The sequence below is a fragment of the Clostridium sp. D43t1_170807_H7 genome, assembly GCF_015555905.1.
GTDB lineage: Bacteria > Bacillota > Clostridia > Clostridiales > Clostridiaceae > Clostridium.
Window position 1 is genome coordinate 19,055 of sequence record NZ_JADNLK010000023.1, and the last position, 24,238, is coordinate 43,292.

18 protein-coding genes are annotated in these 24,238 nt (G+C 26.8%); 1 reads left to right on the forward strand and 17 read right to left on the reverse strand.

What is annotated here, in order from left to right:
- Positions 1-65: 65 nt before the first annotated feature.
- The 14 genes from I2E98_RS12885 to I2E98_RS12950 all read right to left on the reverse strand — a co-directional run bounded on the left by I2E98_RS12885 (position 66) and on the right by I2E98_RS12950 (position 19,027).
- Positions 66-1,166 carry a glycosyltransferase gene (locus I2E98_RS12885; RefSeq protein ID WP_195469302.1) on the reverse strand — a complete coding sequence of 367 codons (1,101 nt, stop codon included), beginning with the start codon at positions 1,164-1,166 and terminating at the stop codon, positions 66-68.
- Between the two features lies 1 nt (position 1,167).
- Entirely contained in the window at positions 1,168-2,292 is a 1,125-nt protein-coding gene (wecB, locus tag I2E98_RS12890; protein WP_195469303.1) for a UDP-N-acetylglucosamine 2-epimerase (non-hydrolyzing), read from the reverse strand.
- 3 nt (positions 2,293-2,295) lie between these two features.
- Positions 2,296-3,405 (reverse strand): NAD-dependent epimerase/dehydratase family protein, encoded by a 1,110-nt coding sequence (locus tag I2E98_RS12895; RefSeq protein ID WP_195469304.1) that lies wholly within the window; start codon positions 3,403-3,405, stop codon positions 2,296-2,298.
- A gap of 13 nt (positions 3,406-3,418) precedes the next feature.
- A complete protein-coding gene (locus tag I2E98_RS12900; RefSeq protein WP_195469305.1) occupies positions 3,419-4,480 on the reverse strand; it encodes a polysaccharide biosynthesis protein in 1,062 nt (353 codons plus the stop codon).
- Between the two features lie 16 nt (positions 4,481-4,496).
- On the reverse strand, positions 4,497-5,693 hold the full coding sequence (locus tag I2E98_RS12905; protein ID WP_195469306.1) for a glycosyltransferase family 4 protein: 1,197 nt from the start codon (positions 5,691-5,693) through the stop codon (positions 4,497-4,499).
- Between the two features lie 2 nt (positions 5,694-5,695).
- Entirely contained in the window at positions 5,696-6,592 is an 897-nt protein-coding gene (locus tag I2E98_RS12910; RefSeq protein ID WP_195469307.1) for an NAD-dependent epimerase/dehydratase family protein, read from the reverse strand.
- Positions 6,593-6,616: 24 nt separating this feature from the next.
- Complete coding sequence (locus I2E98_RS12915) at positions 6,617-7,186, reverse strand: sugar transferase (RefSeq protein ID WP_195469308.1); 570 nt, start codon at positions 7,184-7,186, stop codon at positions 6,617-6,619.
- A 4-nt stretch (positions 7,187-7,190) separates the two neighbouring features.
- Entirely contained in the window at positions 7,191-9,086 is a 1,896-nt protein-coding gene (locus I2E98_RS12920; protein WP_195469309.1) for a nucleoside-diphosphate sugar epimerase/dehydratase, read from the reverse strand.
- A gap of 42 nt (positions 9,087-9,128) precedes the next feature.
- Positions 9,129-10,331, reverse strand: a complete 1,203-nt coding sequence (locus I2E98_RS12925; RefSeq protein ID WP_195469310.1) for a hypothetical protein — start codon at positions 10,329-10,331, stop codon at positions 9,129-9,131.
- A gap of 183 nt (positions 10,332-10,514) precedes the next feature.
- Positions 10,515-11,987 carry an oligosaccharide flippase family protein gene (locus tag I2E98_RS12930; protein ID WP_195469311.1) on the reverse strand — a complete coding sequence of 491 codons (1,473 nt, stop codon included), beginning with the start codon at positions 11,985-11,987 and terminating at the stop codon, positions 10,515-10,517.
- 2 nt (positions 11,988-11,989) lie between these two features.
- The gene (locus tag I2E98_RS12935; RefSeq protein ID WP_195469312.1) at positions 11,990-12,805 is read right to left on the reverse strand and encodes a LicD family protein; all 816 of its coding nucleotides are present in this window, start codon (positions 12,803-12,805) and stop codon (positions 11,990-11,992) included.
- 104 nt (positions 12,806-12,909) lie between these two features.
- Positions 12,910-15,564 (reverse strand): glucosaminidase domain-containing protein, encoded by a 2,655-nt coding sequence (locus tag I2E98_RS12940; RefSeq protein WP_195469313.1) that lies wholly within the window; start codon positions 15,562-15,564, stop codon positions 12,910-12,912.
- 12 nt (positions 15,565-15,576) lie between these two features.
- Positions 15,577-17,376, reverse strand: a complete 1,800-nt coding sequence (locus tag I2E98_RS12945; RefSeq protein ID WP_195469314.1) for an N-acetylmuramoyl-L-alanine amidase — start codon at positions 17,374-17,376, stop codon at positions 15,577-15,579.
- 175 nt (positions 17,377-17,551) lie between these two features.
- A complete protein-coding gene (locus tag I2E98_RS12950; RefSeq protein WP_195469315.1) occupies positions 17,552-19,027 on the reverse strand; it encodes a flippase in 1,476 nt (491 codons plus the stop codon).
- A gap of 318 nt (positions 19,028-19,345) precedes the next feature.
- Between I2E98_RS12950 and brnQ the strand changes: the two genes are divergently transcribed.
- Positions 19,346-20,626, forward strand: coding sequence for a branched-chain amino acid transport system II carrier protein (gene brnQ / locus I2E98_RS12955; RefSeq protein WP_195469316.1), 1,281 nt, complete (start codon positions 19,346-19,348; stop codon positions 20,624-20,626).
- Between the two features lie 46 nt (positions 20,627-20,672).
- Here the strand turns inward: brnQ and I2E98_RS12960 are convergent, their stop codons facing one another.
- The 3 genes from I2E98_RS12960 to I2E98_RS12970 all read right to left on the reverse strand — a co-directional run.
- Positions 20,673-21,608, reverse strand: a complete 936-nt coding sequence (locus I2E98_RS12960; RefSeq protein ID WP_195469317.1) for a DMT family transporter — start codon at positions 21,606-21,608, stop codon at positions 20,673-20,675.
- A 3-nt stretch (positions 21,609-21,611) separates the two neighbouring features.
- Positions 21,612-23,465, reverse strand: a complete 1,854-nt coding sequence (locus I2E98_RS12965) for a phosphocholine cytidylyltransferase/choline kinase family protein (protein WP_195469318.1) — start codon at positions 23,463-23,465, stop codon at positions 21,612-21,614.
- A gap of 137 nt (positions 23,466-23,602) precedes the next feature.
- Positions 23,603-24,238, reverse strand: a 636-nt coding sequence (locus I2E98_RS12970; protein WP_195469319.1) for a GDP-mannose 4,6-dehydratase, incomplete at its 5' end; no start/stop codon positions are given.

A 24,238-nucleotide genomic window follows, 5' to 3' on the forward strand; every position in this document is an offset into this window, starting at 1 on the left:
CTAAATTTCTATATAATTAATTTAAAGCACCAATAGGAATTCCCCCTGGTGCTATTAAAATTATATTATATAGATTTATTAATTAAATTAAAAAATTCATCCCATGTTTCTTGTACTAATTTATCATTATTTAAACTTACTTCTGTCTTATCAAAATTAATCATATTATTAGCCCACTCTTGATAATTATCATAAGTTATGAATTTTACATTAGAGTAACTTTTAAGTACCTCTCTTGAATACTTACAGTCTGAAACTAATATTCTTTTTCCAAACTTTGCTGCTTCAATTAATGGTAAACCAAAAGTTTCAATATAACTTGGAAACAATACACAATTACAACTTTTATAATATTGTAATACTTTGTCATATGTCAATGTAGATTTAAATTCTACTACATCTAAAAGCCCATTTTCCTTACAGTAATTATAAGAGTTAGAGTTTTCATCTAATGTAAATATTACTTTTATATTATTAATTTTATCTTCATAATTTTTCTTAATGTAATTTAAAGCTTCTAATATTATTCTATGATTTTTATATTTATATTCATCTGCTGGATAAAAATAAGTATATTTCTTATTATCTAATGATAACTTTTCTATATCATTTACATTAAATTGCTTTAACTTTGGTTTAGATATTATAATTTTATCCTTACTTATTCCCTTTTCAATTAAAGCTTCTTTCATCCAGTTTGTTTGAACTGAAATATACATATCTTTCTTAATTGAATTATGAATTAAATGCTTATAAACATTTGTATAAAACCATAATTTTCTCTCATCAGATTTAAATAAGTTCCACTTAGAATATTCAGAATAAGGCAATGATTGATGTAAATATATTATTTGTGGAACTCCTTTATAACTTACAGCTATATTTTGTAATGATATTACTAAATCTGGCTTTATATTATTCTTCTTTGCCCAAGCCTTCATTCCAAACTTATCCCACTTCATTCTATCTAACATTTGACGACCTTTAATATCATCAATAATTTTTATATATTCACATTCATATTCTTTTAAGTCTGCCGTCACAAAAAAATAATATATTTTACTTTCATCTCTTCTTTGCTTTATTTCTTCTAAAAACTGTTTTAGAACAGTTAAAGCTCCACCATTAATAGCTGCTGTATTGTTCACAAAGATTACTTTTTTCATATTATTTTCTCCAAATAAATCTGTTGATTACATCAGTATATCCTTGAACTATGTTAACAACCTTAGTTGAAACATTTATATCTGTATAATCATGAACTTTTACAGTATCTTCACCTAAAGCTTTTTGCTTAGTTATTACTTCTATTGCTTGAGTAATTGAATCAAATGTAATTCCACCTAATATTACAGAACCTTTGTCAATTGCTTCTGGTCTTTCAGTACTAGTTCTAATAGATACAGCTGCAAATCCCATTATATTTGATTCCTCAGCTAAAGATCCGCTATCTGAAAGCACACAGAATGATTCCTTTTGAAGCTTATTATAATCATAAAAACCAAAAGGTTTTAATTGTCTAATATTTTTATGAAATTTTATATTCATAGCTTCTATTCTCTTCCAACTTCTTGGATGAGTTGAATAAATAACTGGCATATCATACTTTTCTGCTATTGCATTTAAGGCATCTGTTAAGCTCTTAAAGTTAACATCATTATCAATGTTTTCCTCTCTATGGGCACTTACTAATATGAATTTACCTTTTTCAAGATTTAACTCTTCTAACACCTTACTATTATCAATTTTATCCATATATTTATGGAATACCTCTGGTAATGGTGATCCAGTTACAAAAGTATATTCTTTTCTCATTCCTTCAGATAATAAATATCTTCTTGCATGTTCAGTGTAAGCTAAATTTACATCTGAAGTAACATCTACTATTCTTCTATTAATTTCTTCAGGTACATTCTGATCAAAGCATCTATTTCCTGCTTCCATATGGAATACTGGAATTTTTAATCTCTTTGCTGCAATAGCACTTAAGCAGGAATTTGTATCACCTAATATTATTAAAGCTTCTGGTCTTTCTTTTGCTAATATCTTATAGCTTTCTGCTATTATATTTCCCATTGTTTCTCCAAGATCATTTCCTACAACTCCTAAGAAATGATTTGGTTCTCTTAATTCTAATTCCTTAAAGAATACATCATTTAAAGTATAATCCCAATTTTGTCCTGTATGAACTAATATATGTTCAAAGTATTCATCACATTTTTTTATAACTTCTGCTAATCTTATTATTTCTGGCCTAGTGCCAACAATAGTCATTACCTTTAGTTTCTTCATTTTTTATACCTCCAAAAAGTAAGTGTCTGGTTCATCTGGGTTAAAAATTTCATTTACCCACATTACTGTTACTAAATCCTTATCACCTGTATTAACTATACTATGTGTATAGCCAACTGGTATATCTACTACCTCTAATTTTTCTCCACTTACTTTATATTCAATTATATTATCTTCATCAGGCTTTCTAAACCTAATTACACCTTCCCCACTAACTACAAGGAACTTCTCATTTTTTGTATTATGCCAATGATTTCCCTTTGTAATTCCTGGCTTTGAAACATTAATTGACACTTGCCCACTATTAGGAGTCTTTATAAACTCTGTAAATGATCCTCTATTATCAATATTCATTTTTAAAGGATAACTAAATTTTTCCTCTGGTAAATAACTTAAATAAGTACTATATAATTTTTTAACTAATGGATCAGCCATATTTGCAATCATTAAACTCTTTCTACTATCAGCAAAAGATTTTATTAAATCTACTATTTCACCTAATGTAGCATTATGTTCAACATCAACCTTAACATATCCATCTTCTTTATTTACAGTATCTATCATTGTATTAACTAATGAATTTACAACATCATCTATATATACTAAAGTCATTTCTCTACTTGGATCTGATATCCAAACTTCTTCACCTCTAGCTATATTATGACAGAAAGTTGCTATAGCTGAATTATAATTTGGTCTACACCACTTTCCAAATACATTTGGTAATCTAAAAATAAATACCTTAGCTTTAGACTCATGTTTATAACTTAATAATACTTCTTCTGAAAGCTTTTTGCTTTTTCCATAAGCATTATCTAAATCTGCTTGTATTGATGATGTTATTACAATAGGAGTATTTTTATTATTAGCCTTTAAAAAATCTACTATTTCTCCTGTTAATCCTGAATTTCCTTCAAAGAACTCCTCTTCATTTTTAGGCCTATTAATTCCAGCTAGATGAAAAATAAAGTCAGCTTCTAATAATCCTTGTTGTAATTCTTCCTTTGAATTCTCTCTATCAATTAATATAACTTTACAATTTTCTAATCTCTTTAATGTACTTACTAGGTTTTTACCTATAAACCCATTAGCACCTGTAACTAATATATTCATATATTACTCCCCATTACATATGCTCTGATAATTTATCGCATTCAGTTTCTTCTTCTACTTTAAAAGTTTTTAATTCTTGTTGTATATATGGAAGTTTTAATAACATTTCCTTAACTTGCTCAACATTTATTCTATTAGTATTATCAGAATTATACTCTTCTTGATTTCTTCTAGACCCTTCACCTTCAGTAAAATACTTAGCGTAGTTTAAATCTCTATTATCTGATGGAATTCTAAAGTAGTTTCCACAATCATTTGCTTTAACAAACTCTTCTTTTGTTAATAATGTTTCATATGCTTTTTCTCCATGTCTTGCACCTATTATCTTAATTCCTACATTTGAATCAAAAACTTCTTTTAATGCAGTTGCTAACTCTAAAACTGTACATGCAGGAGCCTTTTGAACAAATATATCTCCTTGTTCACCATGTTCAAATGCATATAATACTAAATCAACTGATTCTTCAAGAGACATCATATATCTTGTCATATTTGGATCTGTAACAGTTAAGTCTTTACCTTGTCTCATTAAATCAATAAATAGTGGGATAACTGATCCTCTTGATGCCATTACATTACCATATCTAGTTCCACAGAAAACAGTATCTCCTGGTTGTGCAGCTCTCGCTCTAGCTATCATAGCTTTTTCAGCCATAGCCTTTGATATTCCCATTGCATTTACAGGATAAACAGCTTTATCTGTGCTTAATAATATACATTTTTTAACGCCATTCATTAATGCTGATTTAAATACATTATCAGATCCTTCAACATTAGTTTTTACAGCTTCCATAGGATAAAACTCACATGAAGGTACTTGTTTTAATGCTGCAGCATGAAATACATAGTCTACCCCCTTCATTGCATAATTAATACTATCTAAATCTCTTACATCTCCAATATAATACTTTACCTTATCACTTTTAATATATTTTCTCATATCATCTTGTTTCTTTTCATCTCTTGAGAAAACTCTTATTTCCTTTATATCTGTATTAATAAATCTTCTTAAAACTGCATGCCCAAATGACCCTGTACCACCTGTAATTAAAAGAACCTTATCTTTGAATGTCATATTTACCTCTCCTTTATTATTTAGTAATTATATTCTTTAAATCTTGTAATAATTTAGTTCTAGTAAATTTGCTATTAAAATATTGCTTTCCAAATTCCCCCAGCTCATTTCTTTGCTCTATATTCATATTGTATAACTTTATTACATTTTTATACAGCCCCTGGAAATCTTCTGCTTCTGCAACTAAGCCACTTTTACTTTCTTCAATTACTTTTTTTCCTTCTCCACTTATAGCAGCTAAAATTGGCTTTCCTGCTGCCATATAAGATTGTACCTTAGCAGGTAATGTAACTCTTAATATTTCTTCATCTCTTAAAGTAACTATTAATCCCTGTGATTCTGAAAAATATTTTGGCATTTCCGCCGATGGTTTTCTTCCTATAAATTTGACAGTATCAGTTAATCCAAACTCATTTGCAAGGTTTTTAACATTTTCAAACTCACTTCCATCACCAATTATTTGCCATATAATATTCTTATTATCTTTTGATAAATTAGCAGCTTTTATTATTGTATCTACACTTTGAGCTTTTCCTATATTTCCTGCAAATGTTACAATAAATTTATTGTCTTCGCTTTCATCCTTTATATTAGAATTACTATAAAAATCTTCAGCCCACTGTGGCAAATAATGAAGTTTTTTATTACTTATTCCCTCATTAATTAATATATCTTCATATCCTCTTGATGCAATTAATAAATTATCAAATGCATTATATATTTTATTACATACCTTTTTAAATACTTTTCTTAAAGTTGAATTATTTATGTTTATAATAGAATAAAATGTTTCTGGCCATAAATCTTGAATATAAATATAAGATGGCACTTTTTTTATTTTAGAATAAATTATTGCCGGTATAGCAGAAGTTATAGGAGATACTTGAAAAACAAATACTCTATCATATTTTTTTAATAATAATGGAATAACTTTTATAGAAGCGCTTATCATAAATGATAAATAGTTTAATGCTAACATAAATGCATTATCTTTACCTCTAGGAATCATCGCACATCTTTTAATTTTAATACCCTCATACTCTTTTGGGCCTCTATTAAAAAATGAATATCCATCATATATTTTACCAAATGGATAATTAGGCAATCCGGTTAATACAGTAACCTCATGCCCTTCTTCCTTTAATCCCTTACAAATATCATTTATTCTAAAATCCTCTGGCCAAAAATATTGTGAAACTAGTAAAATCTTCATTTTTATATATCCTTAATTGTATATTTTAAGTTTGCTTTTTTATTTATCTTATCTGCTGAATAAATGTTATTACTTATTAACTTAATTGAATTTTCATGAATAAATTGCTTCTTAAGAGTAAAATCATTTAATTTATATAAAGATGTTAACAAAAATTTAGGAATAGTAATTTTACTTTTTCCATTAAACTTTTCAACTAATTCTTTATACTCATAAACTATTGAATCTCCAATATTATATATTTCATTGCCTTCATTTTCACAATTATTAATTAAATAATTAACAGCGTGATATATATTTTTAATATTACATAATGTTAATTTATTCTTTCCATCTCCAACCTTATATGTAATACCTTTAATTAAAGTTCTCCTTTGTATATTTAATAAAAAATCCTTTGAATAAACTGGATTTAATCTTAAAATAGAGTATTTACCTTTATATTTATTTATAATATAATCTTCAGATTTCTTTTTAGCAACAGCATATGGGCTTCTTGGATTACAAGAATCATCCTCAAGATAATACTCTTTATTTAAGCTCTCTCCATAAACAGAAATTGTGCTTATAAATATAAAGTCCTTTAAATTTAAATACTTATTACTTAAGTCAATTAAATCAGCCGTTGCCTCATAATTTACTTTAATAAATCTATCATAAGATAAATCATTTCCTTTGTTATGTGCTAATGCTGCACAATGAATTATAAAATCTAAGTCTTTATTTTCCTTAATAATCTCTTCTATTTTGTCTTTATCAGTAATATCACAACTATAATACTTGTGACAACCATCATAATTTTCTCTTCTACCTATACCTATTACTTCGTGTTCATTCATTAAATTGGCAGCTAAAAAGCTACCAACTATTCCATATACACCAGTAATTAAAATCTTCATATTAATTCACCAGCCTCTATCTTATTAAGCCTTTCCCTCTTTAACACCTTCACTTTTTAAAACCTTAAATAAAGTTAAAAATATTATTTTTAAATCCATTGAAAAACTTCTTTTATCTAGATACTCTTTATCTAATTTAACTTTAACTTCTAATGGAATTTCATCTCTTCCATTAATTTGAGCCCATCCTGTTAATCCTGGTAATAACCTATGAATTCCAAGCTCTGTTCTCTTTTCCTTTAAATCTAATTGATTATATAAAGCAGGTCTTGGCCCTACTATACTCATTTCTCCCTTAAGTATATTAAACAATTGTGGCAATTCATCCAAACTAGTTTTCCTCATAAATTTACCAATTGGAGTGATATATTGATCTGGATTCTCTAATAAATGCGTAGCCACATTAGGAGTATCAACTCTCATAGTTCTAAACTTGTATATATAAAACTCTTTATTGTCCTTTCCTATTCTTCTTTGTTTAAATAATACTGGTCCTTTAGATGTTAACTTTACTAAAACTATCAAAACTATAATTATAGGTGATAGTACTATAATTCCAAGTAAACTCATTATAAAATCAAAAGCCCTCTTCACTATATTAGTCCTCCCCTTGCTCAGTTATAGCAGCTTCATCTTTATTTATATTGTTTGATGTTATTTCTGTTATTGTATAAGTAGGTACTATCTTTCTTATTCCTTTTTTAATCATTTCTTTATTACCGGTCTTTACAACCTCTAAAAGCTCATTAATTTGAACCTTTAATTCATCTAAATCAAATTCAGATAATTTTCCTGTAAATATCTTTTCATGAGCTGTATTTTCTAATCCTTCTTCACTCATTAGCAATTCTTCATACAACTTTTCACCTGGTCTTAATCCAGTTATTTTAATTTCTATATCTTTATTAGGCTCGAATCCAGATAATCTTATTAATTTTTCAGCTAAATCATAAATTTTAACTGGCTTACCCATATCTAATATAAATATTTCTCCACCTTTTGCATATGCACCTGCCTGAAGAACAAGTTGCGCAGCCTCAGGAATAAGCATAAAATATCTTATAATATCTCTGTGTGTTAATGTTACTGGTCCACCTTCTGATATTTGCTTCTTAAATAAAGGAATAACTGAACCATTACTTCCTAATACATTTCCAAATCTAACAGCTACAAACTCTGTTTTACTTTTTTTATTTAACGCCTGTACAATCATTTCACATAAACGTTTAGTCGCTCCCATTACATTAGTTGGGTTTACAGCTTTATCCGTTGATATTAAAACAAATTTTTCTACCTTATATTTATCTGAGCATTCACCTAAATTTAATGTTCCGCAAACATTATTTCTTATTGCCTCTTGAGGATTATCCTCCATTAATGGAACATGCTTATGAGCAGCGGCATGGAATACTACTTGTGGTCTATAATGTTCAAAAATACTATCAATTCTATCTTTTTCTCTTACTGAAGCAATTATTACTTCCTTTTGTAAATCAGGCTCACTTCTAGTTAATTCATTTTGCAAATCGTAAGCGTTGTTTTCATAGTTATCTAATATAAGTAATTTCTTTGGCTTAAATTTTGCAATTTGTCTACATAACTCTGAACCTATTGATCCACCCCCACCAGTAACCAATACAACCTTTCCACTTAGGTATTCATTAATTCCGTCCTTATCTAACTTTATTTCTTCTCTACCTAATAAATCTCTTAAATCAACATCTCTCATTTTATTTAGGGCAACTTCATTATCTATTAACTCATTTATACTTGGAACTAACCTCACTTTTACATTAGCTTCCTCACATATATCTAATATCTTATATTTTTCTTTTGCCTCTATATTAGATATAGCAAATAAAATTAAGTGAATATTTTGCTTTTCGCATATTTCTGGTATTTTATTTCTGTCTCCTAAGACTTTAACACCATTTAAATAACTTCCTTTTTTAGCTGGATTATCATCAATTAATCCGATAGCTTTATACTTAAAATGCTTATCCTTATGTATTTGGTCAATTAATAAGTGTGCACATGTTCCTGCACCTATTATAAGCACTCTTTCTCTATCATTACTTATCATTATATTTCCATATACCATTATTCTTCTAATTAATCTAAATGATAATCTAACCCCTAAAATCATAAGTGTTATAAATATAAATGATAATATAGTAACCACTCTTGGAATTCTTACTGGAACTATTTCCATAAATATAAAGTTTAAAATTGCAGCAATACTACAAGCAGCTGCTCCATAAATAACCTCATCTATACCAGCTATTCTCCATGTACTTCTATACATCTTAAAAAGTATTAACATAGATATATATATCAAGAGTATGACAGGAATATACTTCCAGAAAACATCTAAATATATTTCATCAAAACTCCATCCTAATCTTATATATATACTTACCATATAAGATAACATTATTATAATAATATCAATTAGCACAAGTAAAAATGTTTTTAAACCTTTTATACTCTCCATCTTTTTGCTCCTTCTATAAATAAAAGCAATAAACTCTAATATTTATACTTCTATATTATTTAGCACTACTCCAATTATATTGTTATTATAGGCTTTTAACTCATTTACTGATCTTAAAATAACTTTTCTCTTATTTTTATATCCCTTTACAATATAAATTGTTCCATCAGCTTCTTTTGCAAAACTTTGAGATAATACCTCATTATTCATTGGAGTTCCATTTATTAAAATATATTGATATTTTTGATCTAAATTATCAAATAAATTTTTTATATTACCTTCTGATAAATCATCATTATTAATAATTAATAAATCATATTCTTTTTTAACTATTAATTTACCGAAATCTTCAATTTCCATTGACTTCATAGTTTCATTAATTTGACTTAAAGCTTTTTCAGTATCAATAACTAATACCTTACTTCCCTTTTCAGCAATAGTAATTGCAATTTCTTCTACAAATTCATTTTTACCTTCATTATTTGTTGTAGATGATATTAATATCTTTTTTATATTTTTATAATTATATAAAAGATTTGTAGCTATTTTATTATAAGTAACTTTCTTATTCTTATCTTTTTTAAAGAATATTGCTAATACAGACTCTTTTAATGTTTTTTCTATTTGATCTTCATGCTTAAATGAATCATCTAAATACTCAAGAGTAACAGCTAATAATAATGAAATAAATGTCATTGCTCCAAATATTAATATTACCTTTTTAACATTACCTCCTGCATTAATTGGAGATATTTCTGAAACTTTAACTGTATCTATAGCACTCATTTTAGAATTTGGAATATAGTTTGTTACTGTTTTTTCAGCAATTTTAACTATATCTTCTAAAACCTTTGCTATTTCTTCTTCATTTGTACCAGTTAGAGATAAATCTACAATATTACTATCTTGAAAAATCTTCGCATATATTTTTGAAGAAACCTCTTTAACAGTTAAAGTTGAATTAGTATCAATTAAAGCTTCTTCAATAACATTATTAGTCTTTAAACTTTCTACAAAACTATTTAACAAATTATATTCTATACTTCCCTTTGGACTACCTGCAATAGTTTCTAAGTCTGTTCTAATAACATATAATCTTGTACTTGCTTCATATTCTGGAGTAATAATAGCCTTAGGCTTAAACAATACAATTAAAACAGGAACTAATATTAATACTAGTACCATTATCCATCTTTTCTTTACCGCAATATAAAAATCTTCTAATATCATTCCTTGTTCTTCCACATCTATTCCCTCACTTTTGTTAATATTTATATAATTATAGCACTTATTTTACGTAATTTATATAATATATAATATAATTTATTTATTATTATTTTTAATAATGACCATAAGTATTATATCACATTAGGAATAAAAATCAAAAAGCTTCAAAGTACCTAAGTCTTCATACTTGCTTATATTTAGTTATTTAATCTTTTTCACCATTTCCACAATCTTACTTTTACCAATATCTATAATTTCATAAGTTAATTGATCATTATTAATTAATAAAACACTAAAATAATAAATTACATTAACTATAATTCCAATCATAATTATTAATACATAATTTGAAATAAAATTTCTTATTAACATAGTGATAGGAATAAACCCTAAACTAATAAATAAATATTTTAATTTATCAAATCCAAATATATTAATTTTAAGTTTCATTACCATTCTTATATATATATACTCCATAATAAGGAAGATACTATTTGCAATCATAGTAGTTATTACTGAGTTTTCTGCATTAAAGATTCTTAGTTTAATTAATAAATAATTTAAAAGTAAATTTATAATTCCTCCAAAAAGTAATAAACTTACTTGTATCTTTTCTTTTTTCTTTAGATATAGAACTTGATTACTTAAAATATATTCGTATCCCATAGTAATCATATATACTCCAAAAACCATCAAAACAGCGCCCGCATCTATATAATCATTACCTCCATAAAAAGGCATTATCTCTTTTCCTAAAACGGCTATTCCAATAGACATGGGAAACAAAAAATAAAATAAGTATTTTGCCAATTTATTTACTAAATATATATATTCACTTTCTTTATTATTAAAAAGATAATTAGACAATCTTGGTAAGCTAACCGTTATAATACTTAATGCAATACTATTAACTATAGTTACTACATTTTGAGCCATAACATAATATGATACAGATGATTTATTTACATATTCACCTAACATTATTTTATCTAATTGAGTATATAGAATATTTGCATTAGATAAAATAACTACAAAAAACATCGGCTTTATATGTTTCTTTAATTCAATATTAGAAAAATCAAATTTAATTCGCCTTTTTATATATATAAAACTCAACATATTATTAGCAGCTATCGAAAACACCAATAAAAATACATAATTTTTCCAATCTTTTGCTTCTCTAACCATTATAAACAAAAGTATTAAATAAATAATTCTAACAAATATAGTTTTTATAGAAATAAAATCATAGTTTTCTAACCCTTCATTTACCCATTCAGTATAAAATATATTAAATAAAAATATACCACTTAAAATCATGGCTGCAGTAGCTACATCCTGTCCTCTATATTTGTTACTTACAAATACTATATATGCAATTCCGCTTAAAGTGTTTGTTATTATTGTAAATACAAATAAACTTGTAAATGTTTGTCTTACTTCTTTTTCATTTTCTCTTTTTCTGCTTATTTCTCTTAATCCATAATTATAAATTCCAAAAGATGCAAAAATATAAAAGTAACCATTAATAGATTGAGCAAAATTAATAGTCCCTAGCAAATCTGACCCTAATTTTCTAGCTACATAAGGCCCTATTATTATCGGTACAATTACATTAAATAAGTTAAGTAATAATTTAAAAAATGCATTTTTTGCAATTGAATTATTTTTCATTTTTAAATTACCTTTCTTTTATCTAGTAACTCAACTCCTATAAAATGTGAAGGAATTCTATCTTCTTCCTTTGGTAATTCCATATAACTTTCACCATATTCAGCGACTAATACATTATGTACATTATTGGGTGCCTTTACCTTTATATTATCAAACTCCATTTCTCTAATTGGATAAATATCTGTATATTTAAAAGTAGTTTTCCAAATACTATCTAGGCCATATGATATTAAATCTCTATTATTGCCTGTGAGACTTCTCAACTTAGATATTAATTTTCTTCTTTTTTCAAAACTTACCTTTTTGCTAAAAAACCAAAGTATTGGATATAAAACCTTATTTTTAAAGCTTATATTTTTAAAGTTGGCATTAACAGCTGCATCTGCTCCTGCTATTATTAATGATAAATTTCTTTGCAAATTTCTAACTAGTTTATTATTAGGCACATAATCCATTGCAAAAATATCTACAAATACTCCTTGATGATAATTATGTTCTTTTCCATCATTCACCCTTGAATTATTATGTCTAACTTTTAATTCTACATGAAATATATCATATCCTGGATCTGTTTCCTTAGTTTGAACAAAGAATTCATCCCCCAATTCCTTTTGAGCAATTTTTAAGAACTTATTATAATTTTCTCTTGTCATAGCAATATCTATATCATCATCCCATGGAATAAAGCCACCATGTCTATAAGCTCCTAGTAATGTTCCCGCACAAATAAAATATTCTATGTTATTTTTTCTACATACCCTATCTATATTTTTCAAAGTATAACAAGCTATATTTTGAGCAACTTTTAAATTATCCATTGAAAACCTCCATAAATTATTATTATTATTTTATTTTTTATTATACCATAGGCTATTAAATTAATACATAATTAAAAGGAGCTATGAACCATAGCTCCTTTTAATTACTTTATTGCAGCTCCATCACTACCTATCTTTATACCATCTATAATCGTATTAACTGCCATTGCTCCATTTGAGTATAGGTAGTATTTTTTTCCGCCATCTTCAATCCATCCAGTTTTCATTTTACAACTTGAATCAAAGTAATACCATTTTCCATTATCATTTAGCCAACCTGTTTTTGCTTGTCCGCTAGCTTCTAAGTAATACCATTCTCCTGATATTTTTTGCCATCCAGTTAGCATTTTACAGTTTGAATCAAAATAATACCATTTTCCATTATCATTTAACCAACCTGTTTTTGCTTGTCCACTAGCTTCTAAGTAATACCACTCTCCTGATATTTTTTGCCATCCAGTTAGCATTTTACAGTTTGAATCAAAATAATACCATTTTCCATTATCATTTAACCAACCTGTTTTTGCTTGTCCACTAGCTTCTAAGTAATACCACTCTCCTGATATTTTTTGCCATCCAGTTAGCATTTTACAGTTTGAATCAAAATAATACCATTTTCCATTATCATTTAACCAACCTGTTTTTGCTTTTCCAGTAGGTTCTAAGTAATACCAATCACCATTATATTTTATCCAACCAGTTTGCATAATTGCAGTATTAGCATCAAAATAATACCAATACATGCCTATAGCTTTCCATCCCCTACATAATACACCTGAACTATTGTAATAATAGTAATTTCCATTATCATTTTTCCACTTATTTGCGTAATTTGGATCTATAGGAAGTATATTTGATTTTCCTGTATTTAAAAATTCTATATTCTCCCCCTTAATATATCCCCTACTATCCCAATTATATTCACCTGGATACTTATTAGCAGTTCCACCTGACCCAACAGCTGTATTACGCTCAGCGTATATTTCCTTATAATAGTTACCACCTATATTTTTTTCATTATTATCTGTAATAACTGCTACTGTATCAATATATCCGCCGCGTTTAGAAAAATCAGTATATATATTATATAGCAACGTATTATTACTATTTATTACTCTATTCTCACCTGTATACTTAATAATAGTAAATGCATTATAATCTTTTAAATTACTTATATCATTTTTAGATAAAAACATATCTATTGTAAATGCATGGGCTGTTGCTTTTTCTCCCCAAAAAGGATCTGATGCATATTTTACATTAGCACCTCTATATTTATTTCCTAAAAATCCACCATGATATCTCCAATCTGCTGGGTCTGCATATCCTCCAGATATATAATATTTTGCAAATTCATTTATACAAAGTTCAACACTCTTATAATAATTAGCTGATTGCCCTGGACTAGAGTCTACAGCATTCATTCCAAAAATATTATTTTTATTTTGCGCTATTGTAGATTTACCCCAATTTGATTCATTAATAGCTATTCCTAATGCTAATAGGGCATTTACTCCATATTTTTCTTGTGCATTAATAAAATATTCTCCTGTATCTCTTAACTTACTATTAGAAATAGTTTTTTCATTAATAAAATCATTTAATTCATTTGCTGTATAGGATGTTCTACTTCTAAAAGGTAAATAATTAAAATAATTGTAGCATGGATTGCTTTTATTTATAGAATTATTTTTAGTATTTGCCCTTAAGTCACATATTAAGTTTGTTAATCCTGTAGAAATATTCGATCCATCATAAAAATAATTTCCATCATAACTTAAATACTTAACACCTTCTTTTAAATAAGTAGGAGCTAGTCCTATTCTTATAGTGTTTCCAGTTTCGGTTGTTGCTCTTAAGTTACTAGAAATAAAATGATATAAAACTCCACCTTTATTCATATAATAACTTGGATTAGTTACTTGATTAATAGGAACTATAACCAAGTCATAATCCATGGAACTTGTATCCTTATTAACCCATCCTGTATATCCTGCTACTTGAATTTTAGCAACATTACCTAAATCCTCAATTACAGGAACATCATCTACATATCCGTGATTTATATATGTAAATGCATTACTTAAGGACGAAGTTGTATATATATTAGTATTATTTGAAAAGGTTGGGTCAGCCTCTCCATTTATATGTTTTAATATTCTACCCATAGATAGAGTTGAATAGGTAACTTGTCCATTTTCATCTAATACTACTGGAACTATTGAGTTATCAGATAAATTAGATTCAGCTTCTAAAACTTCATTTTTTGCCTCTTCAATACTATTTGTTGAATCAACAAATCTATAGGTTCCATCACTATATGCTAATGCTATTTCATAATCTTCTTCTGTTTTCTTTTTTAATTTTAAATCATCATATAAATTTTCATATTTTAGTTGAAATTCTTCTCTTTCAAACTCTGAATTCTTCACAGTATATGGAACATGATTTTCTATAACTTCATATAGTTCGCCAGCTATATCTTCATTATTAGCTTCATTTCCATCTACACTTATCTCATTAATATCATTATCTTCTTTGACATCTTCTATATTTATTTCTTCACTTATATTCTCTTGCCCGTTTATAGATTCATCACTTTCAATTACATCCTTATTTGATTCATCTATTAATATCTCTTCTACATTTTCCTCAATTACTTTATTACTATCAGTTGCATATGCATTAACTGATGGCACTATTAGCAATATAGTTAAAATCAAAGATATTATAGATTTTAGCTTTTTATTTTTTTTCATTTTTTCCCCTATCTATTTCCTAAATAATTTATTTATTTGTTTTGCTATACTTTCAGCTAACTTAGTTTGATTGCTTTGATTTGCAGCCTTCTCTGCTTCTCCAGGATTACTTATAAAACCACATTCTAATAAAATCGAAGGCATTGTAGTATTTTTTATAACATAAAAATCATTATCCTTAGCCCCTCTATTTCTATAGCCTAACTCACTGCTAACAGCATTAACAATATTCTTGGCTATTTCTTTTGAAATATCAGTAACCTTATCATCTCTGCCTGTTGAATTTCCCTTAATAGAGCTATAAAAAGCTGTAAATCCACTAGCACTTGAATTACTACTTGAATCATGGTGTATACTTATAAATAAATCTGTATCCTTAGAGTTTGCATAATCTACTCTCTTTTTTAAACTTTCTTTCACTGTCTCATAAGTTTTATCCTCAGGATTTCTAGTTAAAATAACATTGTATCCTTCAGTTTCTAATTTTTTCTTTAATTCAATGGCTACTTGCATATTTAATTCCCTCTCAACATACTGAATTCCATTATGTTTTGAATATGCTCCATCATCTCCCCCATAATTATGCCCAGGGTCTAATACTATTGTTATTTTTTCGCCATTAGAAAGATTCTTAAAGACTCCCTCTTTTCCATAATACTTACCTGATATAAATTCAAATCTAGCCATAACTCCATCACTATGGAAATAATATTCTTTATTATTTATCATTTGACTTCCTGTAACCATAATACTATCATTGTTAAAATAATAAGTGTTAACTCCTAATGTAATAAACCCTTTAACAAGTTGTCCACTACTATCGCCATAGTACCAAGTACCATTGTTACTGATCCATCCAGTAAGCATTTCACCTTTATCATTTAAGTAATACTTTTTATAATTAACTTCAATAATACCAGTAGCCATCTCACCATTTTCATATAAATAGTACCATTTACCATTATCTTTTAACCATCCACTCTTCATAGAGGTTGTAGTTTCTGCATAATACCACTTATCCTCAAATTTTATCCATCCACTTAAAACTAAGCCATCATCATTTAGATAATAAATCTTATTATTATTCTCTACTTTACCCGTTGACATTTCTCCATTTTCATATAAGTAATACCATTTGCCTTTATAACTTAGCCATCCACTTTTCATTGCTCCTGATTCTTCTGCATAGTACCACTTACCATTATCTCTTATCCAACCTGTTGCTACTTCACCGTTATCTCTCATATAATATATTTTACCTTCTATATCAGTAAACCCAATAGCCATTTCCCCATTTGCCTTTAGGAAATATAATTTATTCCTATCATTTAACCACCCTGTTTTCATCTCGCCTGATTGCTCTAAATAATACCATTTCCCGGCATCATATAACCATCCGCTGACCATCTCTCCACTATTATTTAGGAAATACCATTTATTATCCAACTTTAACCATCCTGTTTTCATGGCTCCAGACTGCTCTAAATAATACCATTTCCCAGCATCATATAACCATCCTGTAGCCATTTCTCCATTATCTTTTAAGTAATACCATTTACCACCATCAATTAGCCAACCTATTTGTGGATTCCCATCTTTATCAAAATAATACCAGTTATTATTTTCATATATCCATCCAGTCTTTCTTATGATATTATCTTCCATATCGAAATTAACATCATTAATCTCATTAGTCACTAAATTACTTTTTTCTTCACCTTTATCATCAGCAATAACAGTTTGTCCCCTTCCAACTATCATTAAAACAAAAATAAGAAATATAATAGATTTATTAAATATTTTTTTTAGCATAACTTCCCCTCCATAACATATAATAATTTAATTATATATTTTATTCGAGTTAATTTCTATAATAGGTAGTAAATTTTACAATATAATTATTAATATTTCTTACATTTTAAATATTAAACTTTAAAATTAACAAAAAAATAACCTTCAACTTCTAAATTGAAGATTATCTCAAATATTACCTTTTTATTTTATTTAACATTTTATTCTTAACTTCTTTTAGATTTTCATCCTTTATAATAAATAAAACTAAGAAATATAATAAACCATTAACTGAAACTGTAATTAATGAAATAACTATAGCATTAAGTTCTTGTGATTCAAAGATATTACCAGTAAATTGTCTTATTATAAAAGTAACTGGAATAAATAATAAAGAAACAAACATATATTTTAACTTATCCATAGAGAATATATTAAATTTAACCCGTAGCACTTTTCTAACATAAATATTCTCCATTACTATTACACATATATTAGCAAAAAGAGTAGTTGCTACTGCTGTTGTTCCATTATATTTTCTAAATACAACTAATAATATATTTAATAATAAATTAATTAATCCACCTATAAATATTATTTTAACCTGTTGCTTTTCTTTTCTTCTTGTATACATAACTTGATTACTTAATATAGTATCATATCCTAATGATATTATATAAAGTGAAAATACCATCATAATTGGAACAGATGCCATATATTCACTTCCGCCATATAGTAAGATTATTTCTTTTGACAATAAGAACATTCCTATGGATGCTGGAAATAAAAATAAGAAATATAACTTACTTATCTTATCTAATAAAGTCAGGTATTCTTCATTACTATCATTTGCTACATAATTAGATAATCTAGGTATTGTTACTGTTATTACTGTTAACAATAACGTATTAATCATAGTACTTATATTTTGTGCAGTAGCATAATAAGCTACTGAAACAGTAGATACAAATTGCCCTAGCATTAATCTATCTAATTGAGTATATAATACATTAGCATTAGATAAAATAACAACTAAAAACATAGGTTTTATATGTTTTTTTAACTTAATATTAGAAAAATTAAATTTTATTCTTCTTTTTATGTATATAAAGCTTAATAAGTTATTTAATAATGTATATAGTACTAACACAATCATATATTCTTTTAAATTATCACTTGATCTAACTGTTGTTAGTAGCAATATTACATATATTATTCTTACAACTATAGTTTTTATTGTTATAAATCCAAAATTTTCTAAAGCTTCATTTAACCATTCAATATAAAATACATTAGCAACTAAATTAAATGTCATTATCATACATGCTATATATGTTTGAGATCCATAATAACTATTATGTATAAAAATAACATATATTGCTACAGTTATAATATTAGTTATCAATGTAAATATAAACAAGTTAGTAAATACACTTGATAGCTTTTCTTTGTTATCTCTAACCCTACTTACCTCTCTTAAACCATATTGATAAACTCCAAATCCAGCAAATATATAAAAATATCCATATATAGTTTGAGAAAAGTTTACAGTTCCCATATTTTCAGGACCTAAAACCCTTAATGCATATGGCCCTATTAATATAGGTATTATTAAATTGAAAATATTTAATAATAATTTAAAAAATATGTTTTTTGAAATAGATTTATTCATAATACACCTTTATATAATTATAATTTTAACTTATATTTATCTATATATTAATAATTTTACTTAAAACTATATAAATATACCAATAATATTATAAGCAAAGATAATTATACCATAATTTATATATAAATCAATTTTCGCTCTTTTTATTAATTTTTTTCATTATTTATTCATTTTTCATACTATAAATTCATATTTTAATATCTTGTATTCTTTTCCATTGAAAATTATCAATTTTTATATTATTATATCTATAATTATATTACTAATACAGATAAATAATTAACTATTTATCAAAATTACATAAAGGATGATTTTATTATGAAAAAAAATACAAAAGATGCAATTGTAATAGGCTTTGCCCTATTTTCCATGTTTTTTGGTGCAGGTAATTTAATATTCCCTGGATTTCTAGGTAATACTCTTGGTTCATCATTCTTTACAGGAATGATTGGATTTGTTATTACCGGTGTAGGACTTCCACTACTAGCAATATTAGCCTGTTCTAAAGGAGACGGTTCCTTTGAAAGTATAGCTTCAAAAATAGGTCCTAAATTTGTAATAATCTTTACAACATTATTATTTATGGCAATTGGACCTCTTTTAGCAGTTCCAAGAACAGCTGCCACAACCTTTGAAATGTCAATTAACCCATTTTTCCCTGGAATTCCAGCAATAGTTGTTATAGCAGCTTACTTTATAATAAACTTAATATTTGTTTTAAAAAGATCTTCAATAATAGATACTATTGGAAAGTTTTTAACTCCAGCATTACTTATTCTTTTAATAGTTGTAATAGTTAAAGGAGTATTTATGCCAATAGGTGAAATAACTACTACTAATGCTCAAAATGTATTTTCTTCTTCACTTATAGAAGGATATCAAACTATGGATGCAATTGCTGCCTTATTATTTGCTGCAATTATCACTACTTCTTTAAAAGATAAAGGTTATGAAAAGAAAGATATGCCTTCAATGATTCTTAAATCTAGCTTAGTAGCTACAATAGGACTTGCATTTGTTTATGGTGGATTAATGTATATTGGCGCACAAACTACTACTATTGCTTCAAGTGATTTAGGTAAGACAGGATTATTATTATTTATAGCTAAACATATTTTAGGTTCTGCAGGCCCTATAGTTATTGGAGTGGCAATGGGACTTGCATGCTTAAGTACATCAATTGGTTTAATTACTGCTGGTGCAGACTTCTTTGAAAAAGTTTCTAAAGGTAAACTTACATATAAATTTAATACAATTGTTATTTCTTTAGTAAGTTTCTTAGTAGCATTATTAGGTGTTGATAAAATTATTGCTTTTTCATCACCAATATTAAACTTACTATATCCAGTATCAATAACAATAATAGTTACAACACTTTTATCTAAGTGGTTAACTAATGTTAAAGCAATAAGACTTGGAGTTTATACTTCATTAGTGTTTTCATTATTATTATTAATACCTGGATTAAATCTTTCATTCTTACCACTTTCAAAAGTTGGATTTGGATGGGTTGTTCCTACAATTTTAGGAATAATAATAGGATATATAATATTTAAAGATAAATCTGTTAAAAATTCTGATGGAAAACTAGCTTATTAATATAAAAAATCGTGTATCAAATTTAAATGATACACGATTTTTTATATTAAGATTCTAACTGGCTTTTAAATATAGATTTTATATCACCTGATGCCATAATTGATCCTATCATTATGAATAAACAACAAATTATAGATTTTAAATCTATAGAATTTCCTAATAAAATAACCCCAAAAACTATAGCCCATGCTGAATATGTTATATTTAAAGACATAGCCTTTGTAGCACCTATTTTATGAATCCCCTTATAATAACATACATAAGATGCAGTTCCTGCAAAAGCAGTCAATAATATTACCATAGTTGCAGTAGTTGGTATTACTTCTGTAGTAAATTTAATCCCTCTTATTATTGGAATAATTAAAAATCCATATATAACTGCTGATGTTAATTGTCTAACTTGCAATGACTGTTCTGGTGTTATTTCTTCTTCCTTCATCCCATAAGCACATATTACTGCTTCAGATGCCCATCCTATAACACACATTATTGCAAATAAAAATCCAACTACTAAATTATTTACTTCTCCCCCTGGTACATAGCCTAGAACTATTATTCCTCCAACGCTTAAAAATAGCCCTACTACAGCTGATGGTTTCATTTTTTCCTTTAAAAAGATAAATGAAAGAAATGCTCCTACAGCTGGATATAGAGAAGAAATAATTGCTGTATATGATGGTCCAATATATTTTATAGCAAGTAAATATCCTGTCATACCAACTGGACCACCTAATATTGCACCTAACATTATAAATCTACCACTTCTAGTTTTAGCAGCTTTTATAGTCTTACCTATTTGTCTTTTAAACATCATATATATAGCCATCCATATAGATGAAAATAAATCATGTAAAAAAGTACTAACAAAAGGAGCTAAAAATATTGCCTGTTCTGTTGAAACAAAAGGAGTCATTGCAAGTGCAATACCAAGTAATACCGTATCTAATCCCCATAATATCCCCGACATTAATCCATAAATCATATCTTATACCTCTTCCTTTAATATAGCTTCTAAGTTTTTCTTTGCTCTAGTATATCTATCTATACCATAAGTTCCAAAGTCATCACCTTTTGCTTCTTTAATAATTGTCCAAGTACTCCATAGGAAATCTTGATAAATTTTATTTATTAAAATTCTTTTTTTGTATTTTTCTTCTACTTTTCCATTAAAGTATATATTTAATAATAACTCCTCTTCATCTTCAGAAAATTTATTTTCTAAAGAGTGTGCTGCTAAATCCCACATAGGATCATTCATTCCCGCATATTCCCAATCAATTAAATACATTTTATTTTCTCCACTTTTTATAAAGTTTTCAGCAATAGTATCATTATGACATGGAGTTAATTTAACATCTAATTTATCCATAATATTTTTTAAATATAATACTTTATTTTTAACTTCGTAATAATCCTCAAAAAATACTGCATTAACTTCATTAGCAAGCTTTTCATACTGCTCTATCTTTCCGTATATATCAAAATCATTAGACATTTTTTTATTATAATTATGAAGTTTTCTTAATATTTCACACACCATAGTCATATTATTTTGCTTTTTAGTTGCTTCTGGACTTAATGTTTCTGCATTTTCTATGAATCTTGAAATTTTTATTCCACTTTCTTCATTAAAATATACTAATTCAGAATCAACACCTACTTCATTAGCATATACAGCATTTTTAATTTCATCTTCTCTACTTATCATTTCTTCTGTACCATTACCTGGTACTCTTAATACATAGTACTCATTATCTATTTCTATTTTATAATTCTTATTAGTCATACCTCCAATAGGAGAAATACTATTAATTCTATTTATAGAAACATCCATTGAATTACAAATTATTTCTTTTAAGTTTTCTAGATAAATAGATTTTTCCTTTTTATCTATTTTTTTTAATAATACCTTACTTACATATTCATGGTGTTCTTTATTATCTATTTCATGCCATAGTAAGTTATCAATTTTAACATATCCTAATGAATAAGTCCTTGAAATATCAAGCATCATATATTCATAATTCATATAAGGATTTTTATTAAATTCATATGCTTGCATCATCTTTTCAAAAAACTCAAAAGATACTTTACTTATTCCTATCATTTCACCATCGATTTTATTTAATTGTGCAATATCCTTTGATATCTTATAAATTTTGTTATCTTTTATTTCAACAAAAGCTTCATCACCTGAACCACTTTCAGCTGTTATCAGCACGCAATCTCTACAAGGATAATTAATTATTTCCCTAATTCCACTTCCCTCAACTACTATATCACTTTCCATTAAAATAAAATCTTCATTTATGTAACTTTCCACAACTGCTAATGAAGCCATAGTACCTGTCCACTTAAAATTATTATTTTCAACAAAAATTATATTATTATCATTTAATTTATTTTTTATTTCTTCACTCTTGTATCCAGTAACAATGATTATTTTTTCTATACCATTATATCTAAGTATATTTATACTTTTTTCTATTAAAGTAAGATTATTTATTTCTAAATTACCAACTGGTTTATCAAAATTTCTATTTCTTCCTGCTGCAAGTATTACTGCTGTTTTTATAGGAACCTTTTTTTCGGAGTGTAATTCTAGATGCACTTCCTTATTATCCTTAAGTTCATTTTCCAATATTATTAGCCCTTTTTTTGTAATGCTATATTTATGCTGTCTACCTTTTATTTCTTTTACAATAAGTTCATCTTTTTCTAAAGTATCAACTATTGAATTTACCTTTCCTAAGGATATCTTACATTTACTACTTAATGTTCTTTGATTAATTCCTGAATTTTTATTTACTTCTCTTAAAATTTTAATTTTATCCTTCATAAATCCTCCTTATGTTCATTTTTTGAACATATTCTAATTGTAATACATATTTCTTATACTTTCAATACATTATTTTACTTTTTTGTGTTTTTATATTGTGTAAATATAAATAAAAAAAGAGGTAATTACCTCTTTTTTTATTTATTATACATTTCATTATAGTAATTTAAATACTCACCTGAAGTAACACTTTTCATCCATTCTTGGTTATCTAAGTACCATTGAATAGTCTTCTTAATCCCAATTTCAAATGTAGTTTCAGGATACCATCCTAACTCATCTTTTATTTTAGTTGGATCTATTCCATATCTTCTATCATGACCTTTTCTATCTTCAACATATTTAATCAAGTTTTCAGTTACTGCTTTATCAACATTTTCATTTAAGTAAGATATTACTGTCTTAACTATTGTTATATTAGTTCTTTCATTATGTCCACCAACGTTATAAACTTCACCACTTCTACCATTGTTTATAACCATATCGATAGCTTTAGCATGGTCTTCAACGAATAACCAGTCTCTTATGTTCATTCCATCACCGTAAACTGGTAAATCCTTATGAGCTAAACAGTTATTTATTAATAATGGTATTAACTTTTCTGGGAATTGGAATGGTCCATAGTTATTTGAACATCTTGTTATGTTCATTGGCATCTTATAAGTATCATGATAAGCCTTAACCATTAAATCTGATCCAGCCTTACTTGATGAATATGGACTATGAGGATCTAATGGAGTAGTTTCCATGAAGTATCCTGTATCTCCTAATGA